At 38.6% G+C, this 16748-nt stretch carries 16 protein-coding genes; 1 reads left to right on the top strand and 15 read right to left on the bottom strand.

Translation table 11 applies throughout. The annotated features are described in order from the left end of the window. From priA to rfaE1, 14 genes are all read right to left on the bottom strand, one after another. On the bottom strand, positions 1 to 1956 hold the full coding sequence (gene priA / locus DI060_RS02870) for a replication restart helicase PriA (RefSeq protein WP_108973495.1): 1956 nt from the start codon (positions 1954 to 1956) through the stop codon (positions 1 to 3). Further along, on the bottom strand, positions 1956 to 2783 hold the full coding sequence (locus DI060_RS02865; protein WP_108973493.1) for a hypothetical protein: 828 nt from the start codon (positions 2781 to 2783) through the stop codon (positions 1956 to 1958). Before DI060_RS02865 ends, priA begins: the two co-directional genes overlap by 1 nt. Continuing rightward, complete coding sequence (locus DI060_RS02860; RefSeq protein ID WP_108973491.1) at positions 2780 to 4144, bottom strand: sigma-54-dependent transcriptional regulator; 1365 nt, start codon at positions 4142 to 4144, stop codon at positions 2780 to 2782. The genes DI060_RS02865 and DI060_RS02860 overlap by 4 nt, the downstream gene beginning before the upstream one ends. A 3-nt stretch (positions 4145 to 4147) precedes the next feature. Further along, positions 4148 to 5968: an LIC_11548 family sensor histidine kinase gene (locus DI060_RS02855; RefSeq protein WP_108973489.1), complete on the bottom strand. Its 1821-nt coding sequence runs from the start codon at positions 5966 to 5968 to the stop codon at positions 4148 to 4150. Continuing rightward, positions 5955 to 6233, bottom strand: a complete 279-nt coding sequence (locus DI060_RS02850) for an HPr family phosphocarrier protein (RefSeq protein ID WP_108973486.1) — start codon at positions 6231 to 6233, stop codon at positions 5955 to 5957. Before DI060_RS02850 ends, DI060_RS02855 begins: the two co-directional genes overlap by 14 nt. Beyond that, entirely contained in the window at positions 6208 to 7170 is a 963-nt protein-coding gene (gene hprK / locus DI060_RS02845) for an HPr(Ser) kinase/phosphatase (RefSeq protein WP_108973484.1), read from the bottom strand. Before hprK ends, DI060_RS02850 begins: the two co-directional genes overlap by 26 nt. A 4-nt stretch (positions 7171 to 7174) precedes the next feature. Beyond that, positions 7175 to 8596 (bottom strand): RNA polymerase factor sigma-54, encoded by a 1422-nt coding sequence (gene rpoN / locus DI060_RS02840; RefSeq protein ID WP_108973481.1) that lies wholly within the window; start codon positions 8594 to 8596, stop codon positions 7175 to 7177. Between the two features lies 1 nt (position 8597). Further along, positions 8598 to 9305, bottom strand: coding sequence for an LPS export ABC transporter ATP-binding protein (gene lptB, locus DI060_RS02835; RefSeq protein WP_108974019.1), 708 nt, complete (start codon positions 9303 to 9305; stop codon positions 8598 to 8600). 46 nt (positions 9306 to 9351) lie between these two features. Further along, a complete protein-coding gene (locus DI060_RS02830; RefSeq protein WP_108973479.1) occupies positions 9352 to 10755 on the bottom strand; it encodes an LptA/OstA family protein in 1404 nt (467 codons plus the stop codon). Next, entirely contained in the window at positions 10752 to 11291 is a 540-nt protein-coding gene (gene lptC, locus DI060_RS02825; protein ID WP_108973477.1) for an LPS export ABC transporter periplasmic protein LptC, read from the bottom strand. The genes DI060_RS02830 and lptC overlap by 4 nt, the downstream gene beginning before the upstream one ends. Positions 11292 to 11293: 2 nt before the next feature. Further along, positions 11294 to 12139: a 3-deoxy-8-phosphooctulonate synthase gene (gene kdsA, locus DI060_RS02820; RefSeq protein ID WP_108973475.1), complete on the bottom strand. Its 846-nt coding sequence runs from the start codon at positions 12137 to 12139 to the stop codon at positions 11294 to 11296. Between the two features lie 2 nt (positions 12140 to 12141). Further along, positions 12142 to 13764 (bottom strand): CTP synthase, encoded by a 1623-nt coding sequence (locus DI060_RS02815; protein ID WP_108973473.1) that lies wholly within the window; start codon positions 13762 to 13764, stop codon positions 12142 to 12144. Between the two features lie 67 nt (positions 13765 to 13831). Beyond that, the gene (rfaE2, locus tag DI060_RS02810; protein ID WP_108973471.1) at positions 13832 to 14320 is read right to left on the bottom strand and encodes a D-glycero-beta-D-manno-heptose 1-phosphate adenylyltransferase; all 489 of its coding nucleotides are present in this window, start codon (positions 14318 to 14320) and stop codon (positions 13832 to 13834) included. Continuing rightward, positions 14317 to 15336: a D-glycero-beta-D-manno-heptose-7-phosphate kinase gene (rfaE1, locus tag DI060_RS02805; RefSeq protein WP_167836895.1), complete on the bottom strand. Its 1020-nt coding sequence runs from the start codon at positions 15334 to 15336 to the stop codon at positions 14317 to 14319. Before rfaE1 ends, rfaE2 begins: the two co-directional genes overlap by 4 nt. Here rfaE1 and DI060_RS02800 point away from each other — a divergent pair. Next, complete coding sequence (locus DI060_RS02800) at positions 15331 to 15987, top strand: LON peptidase substrate-binding domain-containing protein (RefSeq protein WP_369689608.1); 657 nt, start codon at positions 15331 to 15333, stop codon at positions 15985 to 15987. The genes rfaE1 and DI060_RS02800 overlap by 6 nt on opposite strands. A gap of 1 nt (position 15988) precedes the next feature. On the opposite strand, the gene DI060_RS02795 is transcribed toward DI060_RS02800, so the two are convergent. Then, positions 15989 to 16717 carry an LIC11631 family protein gene (locus DI060_RS02795; RefSeq protein WP_108973468.1) on the bottom strand — a complete coding sequence of 243 codons (729 nt, stop codon included), beginning with the start codon at positions 16715 to 16717 and terminating at the stop codon, positions 15989 to 15991. Between the last annotated feature and the right edge of the window lie 31 nt (positions 16718 to 16748).

Here is a 16748-nt window from a genome sequence, read left to right as displayed (position 1 = left end):
CTAAACCAAATCTACCGGATCAAAATCATATTCCACATAACAATGAATATTTGGTTTACTATTTTTTTTAAAATCTCTCAATTGTTCTCTTAACTTTTCCATAGCATTTGTCTTTAGCAGAATATGGTATCGATAGTTATCATCTATCTTCACAAAAGGACAAGGGGAAGGACCTAGTATTTGAGCCCCCTCTAAATTTTGACTTTCAAGCCTTGTTCGATACTCTAAGGATGTTTTCATACATTCGTCTTCTTTTTTGGAACGAAATACCAATCGCACTAAACGGCTAAAAGGAGGATAGTGCAATGATTTTCTAAAGGCTATCTCCCAAAGATAAAATTCATGATAGTTTTGGTTTAATGCGAGTTTGATGACTGGGTGTTCTGGATCACTTGATTGTATAAAAACTTCACCAGGTTTTACACCCCGTCCAGCTCTTCCCGCAACTTGTGATAGTAGTGAATAGGTTCTCTCAGAACTACGAAAGTCAGGGACCCCAAGACCATGGTTTGCATTTAAAATGCCAACAAGAGTGACGTTGGGAAAATCTAAACCTTTTGCAATCATTTGAGTACCTGTCAAAATATCGATTTGCCCCTCTTCCAACTTTTGAAAGACTTCTGCAATGACTTCTTTTTGTTTGGTGGAATCTTGGTCTAAGCGCTCCACCTTAGCACTCGGAAAGAGTTCTAATAAATTTTCTTCTAGCTTTTGGCTCCCAGCTCCCATAAGAGATAAATCTTTTTTGGATTGTTTCTGGAAGTAATTAAAGGACTCCTGGAAACCACACAAATGACAACGAAGTATTTGATTCGAATGGAAACAAAGATTTGCTGAGCATTTTGGACAATGGATGAACTCTTTTGTTTCTTCATCATAAACAAGTGGGTGGTAACCTCGCCGATTTAACAGTATCAGTACTTGCTCATTTTTCTGTAAATGGGTATGGATTTTAAACTGAAGATCACCCGAGATCAACTGTTTGTCCTCTAGTTTCTGGTTAACGGCAATGTTTGCCTCTTTTGCTTCGGGTACCGCTCTCTTTGAAATACGATGAAATCCTATTTTGCCTTGTAGAGCGAAATGGTACATTTCCAAACTAGGTGTTGCTGATCCTAATACTAGTTTTCCGTTTGTTTCTTTTAATCTCTTGTCGGCAATTTGACGTGCATGGTATCTGGGACTTGAGTTTTCTTTAAATGAAGTATCATGTTCCTCATCAATGAGGACCAAAGAAAGATTTCGAACCGGCGCAAATATAGCGGATCTTGTACCAATGACTATCCGTTTCTTTCCTTGCAGAATATCCCAATAATTTTGGAATCTTTCCTTCGTTCTTAAATAAGAATGTAAAACAGCAACTTGATTGGGAAAAACCTTTTCAATACGCTGGATCATGGGATAGGTCAAACTGATTTCTGGAACTAAAAAAATAATGGAAGCATCCTCTGATTGTAAAACCTCATTCATCAAATGCAGATAAACTTCAGTTTTTCCACTTCCAGTAATCCCAAATAATAAGTGAATTCTTTGCTCTGCCTTTGAGTCTCGAATCCCGAGGAAAGCCTGCTTTTGTTCCGCATTCAATTGCTGAAGGAATTCACTCCGAACCTCCTTCGGTTTCTTGGGACTCTCTTTTTTTCTTTTGCCTTTAGGGATCATCTTAAAGAGACAATCACCCAAACTAGATAAATATTGTTCCCTCATCCAAAAAGCGAGTGACAGTTGTTCTTCGCTCACTATCGGTTCGGAATCAATATAGTTTTGTATTGGTAGACATCGATAATTTGGTTCTTGGCTATGGAGCCTAATGATGACTCCTTCCGTTAGTTTGCCATTTAGTTCTACATGGACTCTGATCCCAACTTTTGGGGTATCTACATTTGGAATCAAAGTATAAGTTAGGCTGTCCTCAATCCAGGATTGATGAATGGCAATATCAGCAAAGTATTCCATTAAACCGCCATTTGGTTTCGAATTTGTTTCAAACTATCAATAAAATTTGTTTCTAATTTTGATTTTTCTTCCGCATAATGGAAAAGATTTTTATCTTCAGCTGTTTGTTTAGATTTTTCTTCAAGCACAACTAGGGCCTCCGGAGAGCGAAGGATCATCACGGGGATTTTGGTATCACCCAGCTGCCAATGGATTGTCTTTCCGAGGAGTTCTTTGGCTTTTTCTGCGCCATATAATAATTTCGCAGAAGAACCGAGTATGATGACACCTTTAATCCCATAATCAGAAACAAACTCCTTTACAAACTTTTTGCAGTTTTCAGTCCTTTCTTTCCAATCTTCTTCTTTTGTTTGAGGAATATTAAAGTTACATGCCGGGTATTCTTGGTAAAAGAGCTCTTCCGAACTCATTTGAAAGGCTGATTGAACAAGATGATTCCAAATCTTTCCGGTTATCTCATCTTTAAATACTTGTTTGGGATTTTTCTTTACAAATGGCCTTTCTTTGGTAGACGTTTGGCCAGAATAATGTAAAACAAGAAGAGGAAATCTGCCCGTATAAAAAAAATGTTTAATGCCAGTAGTCTTCTTCTCACAGAGGTTACACGGGAAGTTAGCCAATTCTCGATTTGCACGAAGTTTTTCTCTGTTCTCAGTTTCTTTTTGTTCTTTGCTTTTTTTTGATATGGGTGACCAGTGAATGGGAACTTCCTCGGGAGCGATTTCGGTTCCGTAGCGAAAGATGGGAAGGTTTTGGTTTTTAAGAAAAAAAGTAGCCTCTTCAAAGACCTCAATTAACTTTTCTAGGATCAGCCTTCTATCGCTCATCTGTCACCTTCGTTAGTTTGTTCGGTTTGGATGTTTAAAGATTTTAATTTTCGATAGAGATGTGTCCTTTCAATACCCAGTGCCTTTGAAGCACGCGATACATTGCCATCAAAATTTTGTAGAGTTCGTATGATGTATTGGCGTTCAAATTCATCCTTAGCATGCTTTAAATCACCTCGTTCTGCCATCTCATTTGCTTTTTTAAATCCTTGTAAGGAATCTTTGACATCTTTAGCACGAATGGTTTCTCCGTGTGTTAATATTGATAGCCGTTCAAGAATATTTCTGAGCTCGCGTACATTCCCTGGCCAAAAGTGTTGGATGAGAAGATCTAAAGCCTCTCGATCGACAGTCTTCGGAGTCAGGTCATTTTCTTTGATAGATTTTTTTAGATAATGTTCAACGAGTATAGGGATGTCCTGCTTTCTCTCACGTAAAGGGGGGATTTCAATAGGAATCACATTCAAACGATAATAAAGATCCTCTCTGAATTTACCTTCTCGGATCGCATCTTCAACACTGATATTGGTAGCAGCAATGACTCTCACATCAACAGAGATAGATTCATTCCCACCAATCCTTTCAAATCTCTGCTCTTGGAGAACCCGTAGAACCTTTGCTTGCGTGGCAAGTGTCATATCACATATCTCATCTAAAAATAGAGTTCCATTGTGAGCTTGTTCAAATTTACCTATTTTACGATCGATGGCTCCCGTAAATGAACCCTTCTCATGTCCAAACAGCTCTGATTCTATTAAATCCTCAGGAATCGCGGCACAGTTGATTTCGACATAGGATTGCTCTCTTCTTTTCGAATTTTGGTAAATCGCACGAGCAACCAACTCTTTACCTGTTCCATTCTCACCATAAATAAAAACACGTGCATTTGTTTGAGCTGCTTGGTAGATAGAAAATTTTACCTTGTTAATTCCTTGTGAGATTCCCAGTATATCATCATATTCTAATTTAAAGTTCGGGATTTCACTCGGTTGGTCTCTAGTTTTTTCGAAGGCATCTTCAATTGTTTGAATAACCTTTTCAATTGAAAGAGGTTTTTCCAAAAAATCAACCGCTCCTTTTTTGGTCGCATTCACGGCTAGTTCTATGGTTCCATGGCCGCTGATCATCACAATGGGTAGCATCGGATAGACTTTTTTTGCCTCATCCAAAATTTGCAGACCGTCCTCTTTGCCTAACCAGACATCTAACAATACTAAGCCTGGCCTATCCTTTGCCAAAGCTTTGATAAAGGTTTTTCCAGAGCTAAAATCCTCAACGATAAATCCTTCGTCCTCCAAAATGGCTCGTAGCGATTTACGGATTTCTTTTTCATCATCGACGATAAAAATTAACTTTTGCATCTTCTAAGCACTTAGCGGAAGTTCGATCGTAAACTTGCAGCCACCCAATTTGGAATCGTTGACACTAATATGTCCATGGTGGTCGATGATCGTTTTTTGGACAACAGCCAAACCTATCCCAGATCCATGGTTTTCCTTCGTGGAAAAATAAGGTTCAAATATTTTTTCGCGTAATTCAGGCTTCAGACCTGGGCCCGAATCATCGATCTCGATCACAATAAATTTTCGAAGTGCCTTTCTTTTCAACTTACTCTGGATGGTAATCTTTTTTTGTTTCGGAGTCCAGTATTCCACTGCGTCAGGCTGGTTCCCTTCGCCTTGGATCGCTTCCACTGCATTCTTTAATAGATTGTTGATCACACCTAAAAACAATCTTTTATCCACAAAGACTTCAGGCAAAACTTCAGCTAATCTAAGCTCAAATTCTATTTCTGTCGACTCTTTGAATAATAATGCAGCCTCTTCCAAAATCGGATTGATCTGTTGGTTGATGAGGACAGGAACAGGCATTCGAGCAAACTCACTGAATTCCTTCACGAGATGTTCTAGAACTCTCACCTGCCCAATGATAGTTTCTGTTGCATCTTTCACGATTCCCTCAAGATTCTCTGGGTTGGTATTTTTAAATTTACGTTGGATGCGTTCCGCTGATAGCTGAATGGGTGTGAGAGGATTTTTGATCTCATGCGCCATTCTTTGTGCTACTTCTTTCCAAGCAGCTATCCTTTGGATGTGCATTAGTTCCTCATTCTTAGAATTCAAATCTGAAACCATTTGGTTAAAAGAATCAATGAGTATGCCCATCTCTCCTTCTTCTCTCATCTCAATTTTAACGTCAGATTCTCCTAAGGATACCTTCTTTGTCGCATTTGCCAAATTGATGATTGGACGCGAGATCTTCCTTGCAAAAATGAATGAAAAAAGAATAGAAATCAAAAACATTAAAAAAGAGAAAATACCGATAATCAACCGAACGCTATAGGGTATCTTTTCCTTCCATAAGCTCACAGTATCATAGGTTTGTGTTGCTTTCATAATATTAAAGACATCAGTCTCAACACCTACATGCATACGCTCACCTAGATATAGAAACACGTTTTGTCCCAATGAAAGTTTAAGTAGATAATAAGATATATCTTCTTTGTACAGTTTTGCTTCGGAACAAATAAGATCACCACATGTTGTTTGTTCAAAATCTTCCTCAGAGACATCCTTATACAATCCTTTGGATTCAAATCTTACAGAATCATTTTCCACAAAACTAAGATAATATCGGTCTTTTTCAAAAAGACCTTCCTTGACCGCTTGTCCAAAGATGAAATTGGCGTCTTTGTTAGTCAATTTTACATTCTTTAAAAATACTAAGGCTTTAGATTTTAAATTCTCTTTGGTAACTTCTTCTGTTGTTCGGATGAGATCTGCTGATGATTTTAATGCATTTGAAATATCAACTCGGTAGAAACTTTCAATAATCCTTCCTGTTAAATTGGAAGTAAGTAGGAATATAGGAATCGAAGGAACAAGTGCAACAAACAAAAAAGCCAATGTTAGCCTGTATCGAATGGAACTTCGGATTTTTCCTGTTTCTAAATTTCTTTTGTTTCTGTATACATAGCTAACAATCAGTGAAAAAATAAAAAAAGGAATTAATAAAAAGAGATACGTATCAAGCTTTGCAGCTAAAGGAACTTCATCTTCTTTTTGGAAAAAGAACATTTCCGCAAAGAAAATCGAAAGTAAAATCGTAAATGTAAAAATGAAAATATCTCGTAGGTAATACCGAGATTCATCGGAAATTTTTAAATTCAATTTATTTCGGAACATCTAGTTCAAAGTTACTTTCAACCAATTTTTCCAATGCTGCCAATGCCTCTTCTTCTTTGGCACCGTCCGCTTTTACCGCAAAGGTAACTCCAGCTCCGAGCGCCAACATCATTAAACCCATTATGGATTTACCATTGACCTCAATCTCATCTTTGATCACAAATATATCACAAGGAAAAGAAGAAGCTACCTTTACAAATAAAGAAGCTGGTCTTGCATGCAAACCAGAACTTTCGTCTTTAATCTTTAGCTGGATTTGTTTCAATTTTACTCTGCTGAATGTAATTCGTTAGTTTATTAGAAAATTCTTTGGCACTATTCTTCCCCATTTTCCGAAGTCTCTGGTTCATGGCTGCTGTTTCCACGATGATGGGAATGTTTCTTCCTGGTTTTACAGGGATTTCAATGAGAGGAATGGGAACATTCAAAATTTCCTCCGTCCTTTGCTCAATGCCCGTGCGTTCATAGTCGCCGTCTTCTTCCCATTCTCTCAGGCTAATGATAAGTTCAATCAATTTATGGTCCCGAACACTGCCAACACCAAACAAATCTTTGATGTTTAAAATGCCTAAACCCCTTATCTCCATATGGTGTCTAAGTAAATCAGAACAAGAACCTATGAGATAACTCTCACTCAAACGACGGATTTCCACCATATCATCAGCTACAAGCCTGTGTCCACGTTCGATCAATTCAAGAGCCGTCTCACTCTTGCCCACTCCTGATTTACCTGTTAGGAGCGTACCAATGCCAAATACTTCTATGAGTACTCCATGACGCATGGTTCTCGGTGCCAGTGCTCGGTCTAAGATTTGTGAAATCAATGTGATGAAACGATGCGTGGAAATAGGTGTAACAAATAGGGGGATACCTTTTTGGTTTGCCATCGAAACAAATTGTTTCTGGGGTTCATTTCCGTGTGTATAGATGATGCAATTCAAATGGAACTGGAAGAACTTTTCCGTGATCTCATTAAGTTGATCTAAAGGTAAAGAATTAAGATAAGCCCACTCCCCTTTACCAAAGATTTGAATGCGGTCATTGGCAAAGAAGTCAAAGAAACCTGTCAAAGAAAGTCCAGGTCTATTGATTTCAGAATTTGTAATACGATTGGCTAAACCAGACTCACCCGTAAGGAGAGTTAACTTTAAATCTTCATGGTCTCGAAGAATGGCTTCAACAGTAATCCCAGGTACAGGCATTGGTTTAACCCTTGTGAGTGCCGATCTTTTTTCTTTGATTAGAAGGAAGGATTTTCAGCACCTTTCTATATTTTGCTACAGTCCTCCTTGCGATTTCAATACCTTTTTTCTCCATGAGGTCAACGATATCTTGGTCAGAGAGTGGATTTTTCTCATCTTCATCTTTTACTAAGTTGCGAATGATTTCATGTATCTTTTTGGAACTTTCCTTACCGCCTTCCAAGGATTTCACACCTGAAGAAAAAAACCATTTTAATTCAAAAATTCCCCAATTGGTTTGTATGTATTTATTGGTTGTGATTCTTGAAATCGTTGATTCATGTAAGTTTAATTTTTCAGCGATCTCTTTCAATGTTAAGGGCTTTATAAATCCAATTCCACCGCGAAAGAAATCGATTTGGAAATCAATGATTGAACTAACAACTCTTTGTAATGTATGCCTTCTTTGTTGGATAGATCTAATGAGCCACTGTGCCGAGCTGTACTTTGTCTGAAAGTATTCTTTCTCAGTTGGAGGCAATTTTGTGTTTAGAAGCTCTTTATATTCATCCTGTATCGATAACTTTGGTAGCCATTCATCATTTATAAATATATTAAATTCTGATCCAATCTGCTTCACAACAACATCAGGTACGACATAGTCAACTTTTTTGCCTTGGTAAAGAGTAGCTGGATATGGCTCCAATTTTTTCATCAAACGTGCAAGCGAAATAACATCGTCTTCAGTGACTCTCAAACTCTTTGCTATTTTTTTATAATCAAACTTCTCAAGGTCTCCCAGTGAATCTGATATCAATTGATAGAGAACATCATTGTTTGGGTATAGGATTTTTGCCTGTACCAAAAGTGTTTCTTGCACATCTTTTGCGCCAATACCGATTGGATCCAACTCGTGGATCAACTGGATTACTTTTTTTATTTTTGAAAAAGGAAGATTCATTTCCTTTGCTAAAATGGCTAAATCTTCTTTTATAAAACCTTGTTCGTCGATCATGGAAACAAGAACTTCGGCAATTTGAAACTCCTGCTTGCTTAGATCCATCAATCTCAATTGAGATAGTAGGTGATCTTCCAAAGATATACCTTTCGTTGTAGACTCTATGTATTTTTGGTTTCTGTCGCTTGCTTCTTGGTTGAGACGACCAGGTCCATCTATAGAGTAAGACTCTTGCCAGTTAATATCAGTGCTTTTTTCGTGGTTTAACTTCTCTATTCGTTTTACTTCTTCGATGGAAAACAATTCGGGCATTTTTTGTTTTTCATCGACTCCAAGTTCTTCTAACATAGGATTCTCAAGGAGTTCATTTTGAATTTTATCGGACAACTCAAGAGTAGAAAGGGATAACAGCTCAATTGATTGACGCAAATCTTGCGTCATGATCAACTTTTGGGTTTGCCTCTGAGTTATCGTATTGCCGAGCTTCATTTTAAAGAGTAAAATCCTCTCCCAAGTAGATTCGTCTTGTTTCAGGATCATTGATCAGATCATTGGCTGTCCCAGAAATAAGGATTTTGCCACTATACATAATATAAGCCCGATCTGTAATTTTTAGAGTTTCGCGCACATTATGGTCGGTAATCAGGATTCCCAATCCTCGTTCTTTTAAAGATTGTATTACGTTTTGTATGTCCTTCACTGCAATCGGGTCAACTCCTGCAAAAGGCTCATCTAACAAAATAAAGTCGGGATTTGTAACGAGTGCTCTTGCGATCTCACATCGACGCCTTTCGCCACCAGAAAGAGTGTAGCCTTTTTGGTTTGCCACTCGCATAATTTGCAATTCCATTAGAAGAGCATCCCTTCTTCGGACTATCTCTTCTCTGGGAAGATTCATAGTTTCTAATATTGCCTCTAAATTTTCTGCTACTGTTAACTTTCGAAAGATAGATGCTTCTTGGGCCAAATAACCAACACCCATCCTCGCTCTGATATGCATTGGTGCTTTTGTTAGATCATTATCATCGATGAAAACAGTTCCCTCGTCTGGAGTAACAAAGCCTACGCTCATGTAAAACGAAGTAGTTTTGCCCGCTCCATTTGGACCTAAAAGACCGACAATTTCACCCTTGCGGATGTAAAAACTCACCCCATCTACAACCTTTCGTTTGTTGTAGATCTTAACAAGATTCTCCATCTTAAACGTTTTTACAGCTTGGGTCTCAACAAGCGGGGATTCTTTCTTAATTTTTCGGGTCATTTCCTATCACTTTTAAACCATCGGTTAAAATTGCACGATCCTCATTCGGATAGATTATGATTCTGCCTGCGGAAACTTTTGTCTTGTCTTTAATTAGATTTGGGTTACCTTCTAGCTCTAAACGATTTTCTTTTTCATAATAAGTAGCATACTCACCTGTAGCCTGCGAACTTTGTGTTTGGATTTGTACATCGCCCCGCGCTACCGCTTCCTTTTTTTCTTCAAATCGTTCTATGAAAACCGCAGTTAAGTTTCCCTTTTCGGTTAGAGTCTTTTCATCTAAAAATAAAATTTTGGGTTTTTCCGACAAATAACTATACCCTTTTGTCTTGTCATACTCTAGGTATCCTCCTTCCATTTGGTAAGCGTTTTTTTTATCTAAGAAGGAGACCTGGCCTTTGGAAAGGATCAATTGGTTATTATTTTTGCTTTGTATTTCGTCTGCTTTGAACTCTGAGTCAGACCTGAACATAAATGCATTACCATTCATTGAGGTATAGGCATCCTCACTTCCGGAGCGATTTTTATGCCGCAATTGATTCCCGCTAAAAATTGTTACAATGCGAAGCTTTTCCTCATCCTTTTTCTCAGTCTTATTGCTTTGGCTCTGTTTTTCCTTTTTCTTTTCATCAGCAATTCTTTTCTGATTATTTTCGTAACTCACCTGGTAAATAGATGCATCACCTTCTAAAACAATACTTCCTTCCTTTACGAAATATGATAGAGTTTTGCCTTGGATAAAACGATTTTCCGAAAACAAAAAAGGCTCATTTGACAAATCAATTCTATCTTCTTTCTCATAAAAAACTGCATCTTCACCAAATACTCGAAAGTCGCTGGATGTAACAACTACCTTACCACTCAAGACTGTCTTGGCATCGTCTAGGTATCGAACTATGCTTTCACATTGAATCTTAACTATTTTATTGTCTTTTTTATGGATGAGTGTTGGCGAATTTTCTAGAGTAACAGTACCAGCTATTTTATCGTAATGGCCTTTACTCGCAATTAAAGTCGCACCATTTTCGCGGTCTTCTACTTGCACTTGCCCTTTCAAATTACCTAATAAAGCATCTTCACCAATAATTTCGATCTCTCTAGCTATTAGTTGTATATTTTTATGTGTAATATAGGCTCCGCCTCCCAAAATGAACGTTTTCATTTGGAACCCGTTGATAAGCTTTTCTTCTTGGGTTAATGAGTTACCTCCCCACATAACAGGAATTTGGCTTTTTTTCTTGCCTTTTTCTGGAATATTTGGGTCAACCCACTTCTCTTGGTAAAACAAATCCTCGGAGCCAAATAAAATGGGTGGTTCCAAACTTACCTCAGCAATGATAGGTTTTATACTCAATGCAAAAAAAATGATAAGCAAACATTCTTTCATTTTTCTTTTAAAGGATTGGTTCCGCCAACCGTAATTGCGCTTGGTTTAATAATGGTGTATTTGTTTAAGCCTTTGTCAGCCCTGAGTCCTTTCCCTCGGATTGTGGTTCCATCCGAATAGATGACTACTTCAGAATCGGTGGACAGAGTCTTTTCATCTAGATTGTAATTCAAAAGTTCCGATTGGAGTGTTCTGCCCTCTTCTGTTCTTAATTTTACATCCCCTTCTAAAGTCACCGATTTTGAGCTATGGTCGATTTCTCCTCGGTTTCCAGTAAGGTAGGACTTATACTTTCCATTCTCATATTGATAGAACTCAAAGCCATATACTATGGTTTTGTTCTCCGTTGGGTAAATGTAGGATTCTTCACCCATCAACTTCCATTCCAAATCTCCTTCTTTTGAATAGGACACGCGAGAAAAATCACGCATGGAAACCATAGAACCTGATTCCTTTTCTTCTTCTATGCGAAGGTACTTCTTTTCATTACAAGAAATGAAAACGAAAAAAAGTAGCAATAGAAAGTGTTTCCACATTTCTAAGACTCCAATACCTCATTCTTTACAAATCGATCCAATTCTAGAAGTTGTTTCAGTAACTTTTTTACCTGACCCAATGGATACTGTGTCGTAGCATCACTCAAGGCCTTTTCCGGGTCTGGGTGCACTTCCATAAACAATCCTTCCACCCCTACCGATACTGCCCCGCGCATCATATGAGGGATAAATTCACGCAAACCCCCTGTGATATTTCCTGCGGCTCCAGGCAACTGGGCAGAATGTGTGCCATCAAAAATGAGCGGTATATCATACTTATGGATCATTGGAATTGCCCTTAGGTCAAAGACTAAATTTCCATATCCAAAACTTGCTCCTCGTTCTGTTACTAGATATTTCTCTGAGCCTGATTCTTGAATTTTAGTCTTTATATGGCGCGTATCTTCTGGTGCCATAAATTGACCTTTTTTCACATTTACCCATTTACCTGTGCTTGCTGCTTTTGCTATAAGATCTGTTTGACGACACAAAAAGGCTGGAATTTGGTAAATGTCTACTGTATCTTTTAATGGATCTACCTGAATGGTTTCATGGATATCAGTCAATACAGGAAGATTGTATTTGTTTTTAATAAAGTCCAAAAGCCTTCTACCTTCTTCAATGCCTGGACCCCGATAAGATCCGATAGAAGATCGATTTGCTTTATCAAAGGAAGATTTAAATATATAAACAATATTTAACTCTTCACAAATTTCCTTCATTTCACCACAAACTCTATCTAACAGGTCTTGGTTTTCCATTACACAGGGACCCGAAATCAAAAATAATGGGGAGCGACCACCTATCTTTCTTCCAAAAAACTCTCTTTCCGATACTAAATCTTTCATTCTTAGTCCTCCGACTTTTTAGCCAATTTGCTCGCTTGGCGGATAAACCCTGCAAATAACGGATGGGGTTCTGTAGGTTTGGAATTGAACTCAGGATGGAATTGAACTCCAACAAACCAAGGATGAGATGGTATCTCGACAATTTCCACCAAACTTTCATCAGGTGAAAATCCAGTTAAATTCATACCTTTCTTCTCGTATTCATCTTTATACCGGAGGGTGAATTCGAACCGGTGTCTATGCCTCTCGGATATCTTTTCTGATTTATATTCGGAATAAGCCGTACTCCCTTTTTTGAGAATACAAGGGTAAGCTCCAAGTCGCATGGTACCACCCATACGTTCTATTTCCATTTGTTCTTCAATCATTGATATTACAGGATGATTTGATTTAGGATTAAACTCAGTGGAATTTGCGTCCTTATATCCTAGTACATTTCGTCCGAACTCAATGACAGCACATTGCATTCCCAAACAAATTCCGAAAAATGGAATCTTCTTAGTTCTTGCATATTGAATAGCCTGTATCTTTCCTTCAATCCCTCTTTCGCCAAATCCGCCAGGAACGAGGATACCGTGCATTCCTTTCAGGTGGTCTTTTACATTTTTTGAATCAATATCTTCCGGATCGATTTTGTGAACGACTACTTCTGTGTCATTGGCGATTCCTCCGTGAGCAAGTGACTCATAGACGGAGCGATAAGCATCTTGGAGAGAAATATACTTTCCAATGACAGCGATTTTCACTTGCTTTTTGGCATTCAATATTTTTTTAACTAAATTTTCCCAATGTGAAAAACTGAGTTTTCTCGTATCCATTCCCAATGCATTGAGAACGACTTCGTCCAATTTTTCCTCTTTGTACATGATTGGAATTTCATAGATACTTGTATTGATATCGACGGCAGAAATTACATTTTGGTCTTTTACGTTACAGAAAAGAGATATTTTTGTCTTCATCTCTTTCGTCATCGGCTTGTTGATACGGCAAATCAGAATATCTGGTTGGATACCAAGTGCAAGCAATTCTTTCACAGAGTGTTGTGTAGGCTTTGTTTTTGCTTCACCTGCAGCCGTGATCGTAGGAACAAGCGTTAAATGAACAAACAATACTTGTGAGGAACCATGCTCATAGCGCATCTGCCGAATGGCTTCTAAAAAAGGAACAGATTCTATATCTCCAACTGTCCCTCCGATCTCAACAATGACAAAATCGGTTTCGTGCTCTCTTGCTAAGGTATAAATCCGATTGCGTATTTCATTTGTGATATGCGGGACAACTTGTACGGTTCGTCCCAAATAATCTCCTTTACGTTCTCTTTCGATTACGGCATGATAGATTTGGCCCGTAGAAACAGAATTCTTTCTAGAGAGATGGCTTTTGGTAAATCGCTCATAATAACCGAGGTCTAAATCTGTTTCAGCTCCATCCTCCGTTACATAGACTTCACCGTGTTGGTAAGGACTCATAGTGCCCGGGTCAATATTTATATAGGGATCCATTTTTTGCAGAGAAACGGAATAACCCCTCGCTTCGAGTAAGCAGCCTAGGGCAGCAACAGTGACTCCCTTCCCTAATGAGGAGGATACACCGCCTGTGATGAAGATATATTTGGTCTTGGACAAAGGAGAACCCCTAGATAAATCTTTGTTTTTTACAAATTAGGGGAAACGAGCCCAAAATCAATACAGATTAGGGAGCTATCCGCGCTTTTTCCAGGATCTTCGTGGTGGATTTTCCTTCCAAAAACGGTAGGATGATGATGTCTGCGCCCAGAGAAAGCAAAAGCGGGTATTCTGGTAATTCTTCTTTTTTATAATCCCCGCCTTTACAATGGATTTGGGGACGGATCTCCTCAATGAGCCTTAAGGGAGTTTGTTCTGAGAAACTCGAAATCAAATCGATAGAGGAAAGTCCAGCCAAAACCTTGGCTCTGTCTACTAGGGTATTGATCGGACGGCTCTCTCCTTTGAGGGCACGGACGGATTGGTCTGAATTGAGTCCCAACCAAAGTAAATCACCTAAATCTCTGGCACGTGCTAAATACTCTACATGGCCTGGGTGAAGGATGTCAAAACATCCATTCGTAAATACAATCTTTTTGCCAACCAAGCTCGACCGAATAGCTGGAATCTTTTCCCTCTCAATCCACTTTTTCTGCAACGCCTCGTAGAATGTCATAGTGACTCCAATACATTCAGTTCAAACAAACTTCTCCGAATCTCTTCTTTGCTGACTGTTGCTGCACCAACTTTACCTACGACTATACCTGCCGAGGCATTTGCGATGAGGCTTGATTCCTCGACACTCATGCCAGCTGCCAAAAATGCTGTATAAATACTGATCACAGTGTCTCCTGCACCAGTAACATCAAATACTTCACGGGCCACCGTTGGTATGTGAAAAAAGGAATTTTTCTTTCTGTCAAAAATACTCATGCCTTTCTCACCACGCGTGATCATCATCGCATCTGAACCCAAACGATTGGCAATCTCTTTCAAAGCATCTTCTACTTCTAACTCATTTGATAATTTTCTTCCTAGCGCCTTTCCCGCTTCATGGTGGTTAGGTGTCATGAGATGAACGTCTTGATACTCAAAAAAATGACCAACCTGGGGATCCACCGTGACAAATATATTTTTTTCTTTCGCAAGTCGGATTGTCTCCTGGATCAAACGTTTCGTCAAATAACCTTTGTCATAGTCGGAGATGATAACAGCAGAACATTCAGAAATTTTTTCTCTTAATCTTGTGATGATGGAATCTTCTTCTTCGATTGTGAGTGGTCTAATCTCTTCTCGATCAACGCGGCAAATCTGCTGCTGGGCAGCTAAAATTCTTGTTTTTACAATCGTTGGCAAATTTGGAGACACTGTAAGTTCTAATTCTTTCGGCGCGGTGATTGTTGTATCAAAGATATCTCTCATTTTTGTCGCCCAAGAATCTTGTCCGATTCTGCCGAAGATAAGAGAGCTGACTCCAAGAGAGGAAAGGTTACAGACGACATTGCCTGAACCACCCAATTTATGGTCTTCTCTACGCACCCAGACTACAGGTACGGGAGCTTCTGGTGAAATGCGGTCTACACTTCCAAATAGATACTCATCTAAGATAAGATCGCCAATGACTAAAATTTTGGTTTTGGCAAGTGTTTCAAAGCACTGGTTTAACTTCGATTCCTGAATTTTCAAATGCATTTGCCTTTTTCGATTTACAGCTTTACAGTGAATCTGTTTAGTTTTATGGTGTCAACCTTCTCGCTTCCTATCTTTCCTCTGTCTGAAGTATTTCTCTTTCCAGGCACTTTTTTGCCACTGCATATCTTTGAACCAAGGTATAGGAGCATGTTGAGTTATTGTTTAGAAAATGGCAGAGAACTCGCCGTTTCGCCTTACCGACAGAGTGACCAATGGAATATCGAAATGGAAACAACATTTGGATTTGGCCATATCATACAGCATGAAGCACTTCCCGATGGTAGATCAAACATCATCCTGGAAGGATTAGGCATTGCCTCTCTCCAAGAAATCATTTCCGAAGAACCCTTTATCATCGCAAATGTAGAAAAAATGATCCCGGAACGAAATTTGAAAGAAGATGAAAATTATCAGCAAACGTTAGATGAACTCATTTTTTTAAGTAAACGGATTCTTTTGAGAGAGGGAGCTGATGAAAGTCTGATCTTAAAAATGAACCAAATCAAAAATCATTTTTATCCAGTGGATTTTTTGGCTTCTATCATACCCTTCGATTATGAATCTAAACAAAAAATTTTGTCTACAACCAAAAGCTGGGAAAAATCACTCTTGTTCTTAGAAGTCTTAATTAATTTAAACTTAAGCGAATAAATTATAAAACTAAATCGGCACACAACAAAATAAATTCGGGGAATGTACTCTCTGCTTCTTTATAAAATACTCGAGGGTTAACTTGTTCTTTGGTGTGTATAAATAAATAAGAATTAGATTCTTTTCGAATATAGGCCTTCTCCAAATGAAACTTTTCTTGGTTACTTTTTAAAATCTTTCCGAGAGTTTCTGATATCGACTGGTTTTCTGATTCTCCCAGGCGACCAGTTGCTACAAAAAAAATTGATTGGCCTTTTGGGTTGGGCATAGCCCAATACATACTTTGTTCCCACAGTCCTTCGCTTACGGGGCTTTCCAGTCCTTTGGAATCTACATCTACCATTTCCGGTACGAATTGTTCGGCTACTAGATTAGGATTCTTTCGAAAGTATTGCGTTTTTCCTAAATAGGCTTTCCAAGCTGGGCTCAATCCATACACGGTAACTGGTTGTTTCGCCATTTGAACGGCCAAAAAACTCCGAAGAGTTAAAAATCCCAAAGCGGCACATTGTATTTGCGGAACATTCTGAAGGTTCCATCGTTCTTCCACTTGCAGAGGAGATAAAAACAAAGAATCCAGGCCATAAAAATCATGGTGTTGGTATGGTTGAAAGATTGCTGGCTTACTCTCTTGGAGGGATTCGTCTTGCGATATCACAGAATGAATATCGGTGGATGAACCGATTCCAAAGAAAAAAAAATCCGTAGCTTTTGCTCGGGCAAAAACCACGGATTCTCCACCACCTGGAAACTAAACGCGA

It is taken from the genome of Leptospira ryugenii (assembly GCF_003114855.1).
Taxonomy (GTDB): Bacteria; Spirochaetota; Leptospiria; order Leptospirales; family Leptospiraceae; genus Leptospira_A; species Leptospira_A ryugenii.
Note: the sequence above shows the minus strand (reverse complement) of the source record. Positions and strands in the feature narration are given on the sequence as shown.

What these genes read in the sequence shown, in the direction of transcription:
- rfaE1 (WP_167836895.1), bottom strand. Translation starts at nt 15,336, where the DNA reads ATGCATTTGAAAATTCAGGAATCGAAGTTAAACCAGTGCTTTGAAACA.
- DI060_RS02830 (WP_108973479.1), bottom strand. Translation starts at nt 10,755, where the DNA reads ATGAAAGAATGTTTGCTTATCATTTTTTTTGCATTGAGTATAAAACCT.
- DI060_RS02865 (WP_108973493.1), bottom strand. Translation starts at nt 2,783, where the DNA reads ATGAGCGATAGAAGGCTGATCCTAGAAAAGTTAATTGAGGTCTTTGAA.
- priA (WP_108973495.1), bottom strand. Translation starts at nt 1,956, where the DNA reads ATGGAATACTTTGCTGATATTGCCATTCATCAATCCTGGATTGAGGAC.
- DI060_RS02855 (WP_108973489.1), bottom strand. Translation starts at nt 5,968, where the DNA reads ATGTTCCGAAATAAATTGAATTTAAAAATTTCCGATGAATCTCGGTAT.
- rpoN (WP_108973481.1), bottom strand. Translation starts at nt 8,596, where the DNA reads ATGAAGCTCGGCAATACGATAACTCAGAGGCAAACCCAAAAGTTGATC.
- DI060_RS02800 (WP_369689608.1), top strand. Translation starts at nt 15,331, where the DNA reads ATGCATTTGCCTTTTTCGATTTACAGCTTTACAGTGAATCTGTTTAGT.
- DI060_RS02860 (WP_108973491.1), bottom strand. Translation starts at nt 4,144, where the DNA reads ATGCAAAAGTTAATTTTTATCGTCGATGATGAAAAAGAAATCCGTAAA.
- lptC (WP_108973477.1), bottom strand. Translation starts at nt 11,291, where the DNA reads ATGTGGAAACACTTTCTATTGCTACTTTTTTTCGTTTTCATTTCTTGT.
- hprK (WP_108973484.1), bottom strand. Translation starts at nt 7,170, where the DNA reads ATGCCTGTACCTGGGATTACTGTTGAAGCCATTCTTCGAGACCATGAA.
- rfaE2 (WP_108973471.1), bottom strand. Translation starts at nt 14,320, where the DNA reads ATGACATTCTACGAGGCGTTGCAGAAAAAGTGGATTGAGAGGGAAAAG.
- lptB (WP_108974019.1), bottom strand. Translation starts at nt 9,305, where the DNA reads ATGGAGAATCTTGTTAAGATCTACAACAAACGAAAGGTTGTAGATGGG.
- kdsA (WP_108973475.1), bottom strand. Translation starts at nt 12,139, where the DNA reads ATGAAAGATTTAGTATCGGAAAGAGAGTTTTTTGGAAGAAAGATAGGT.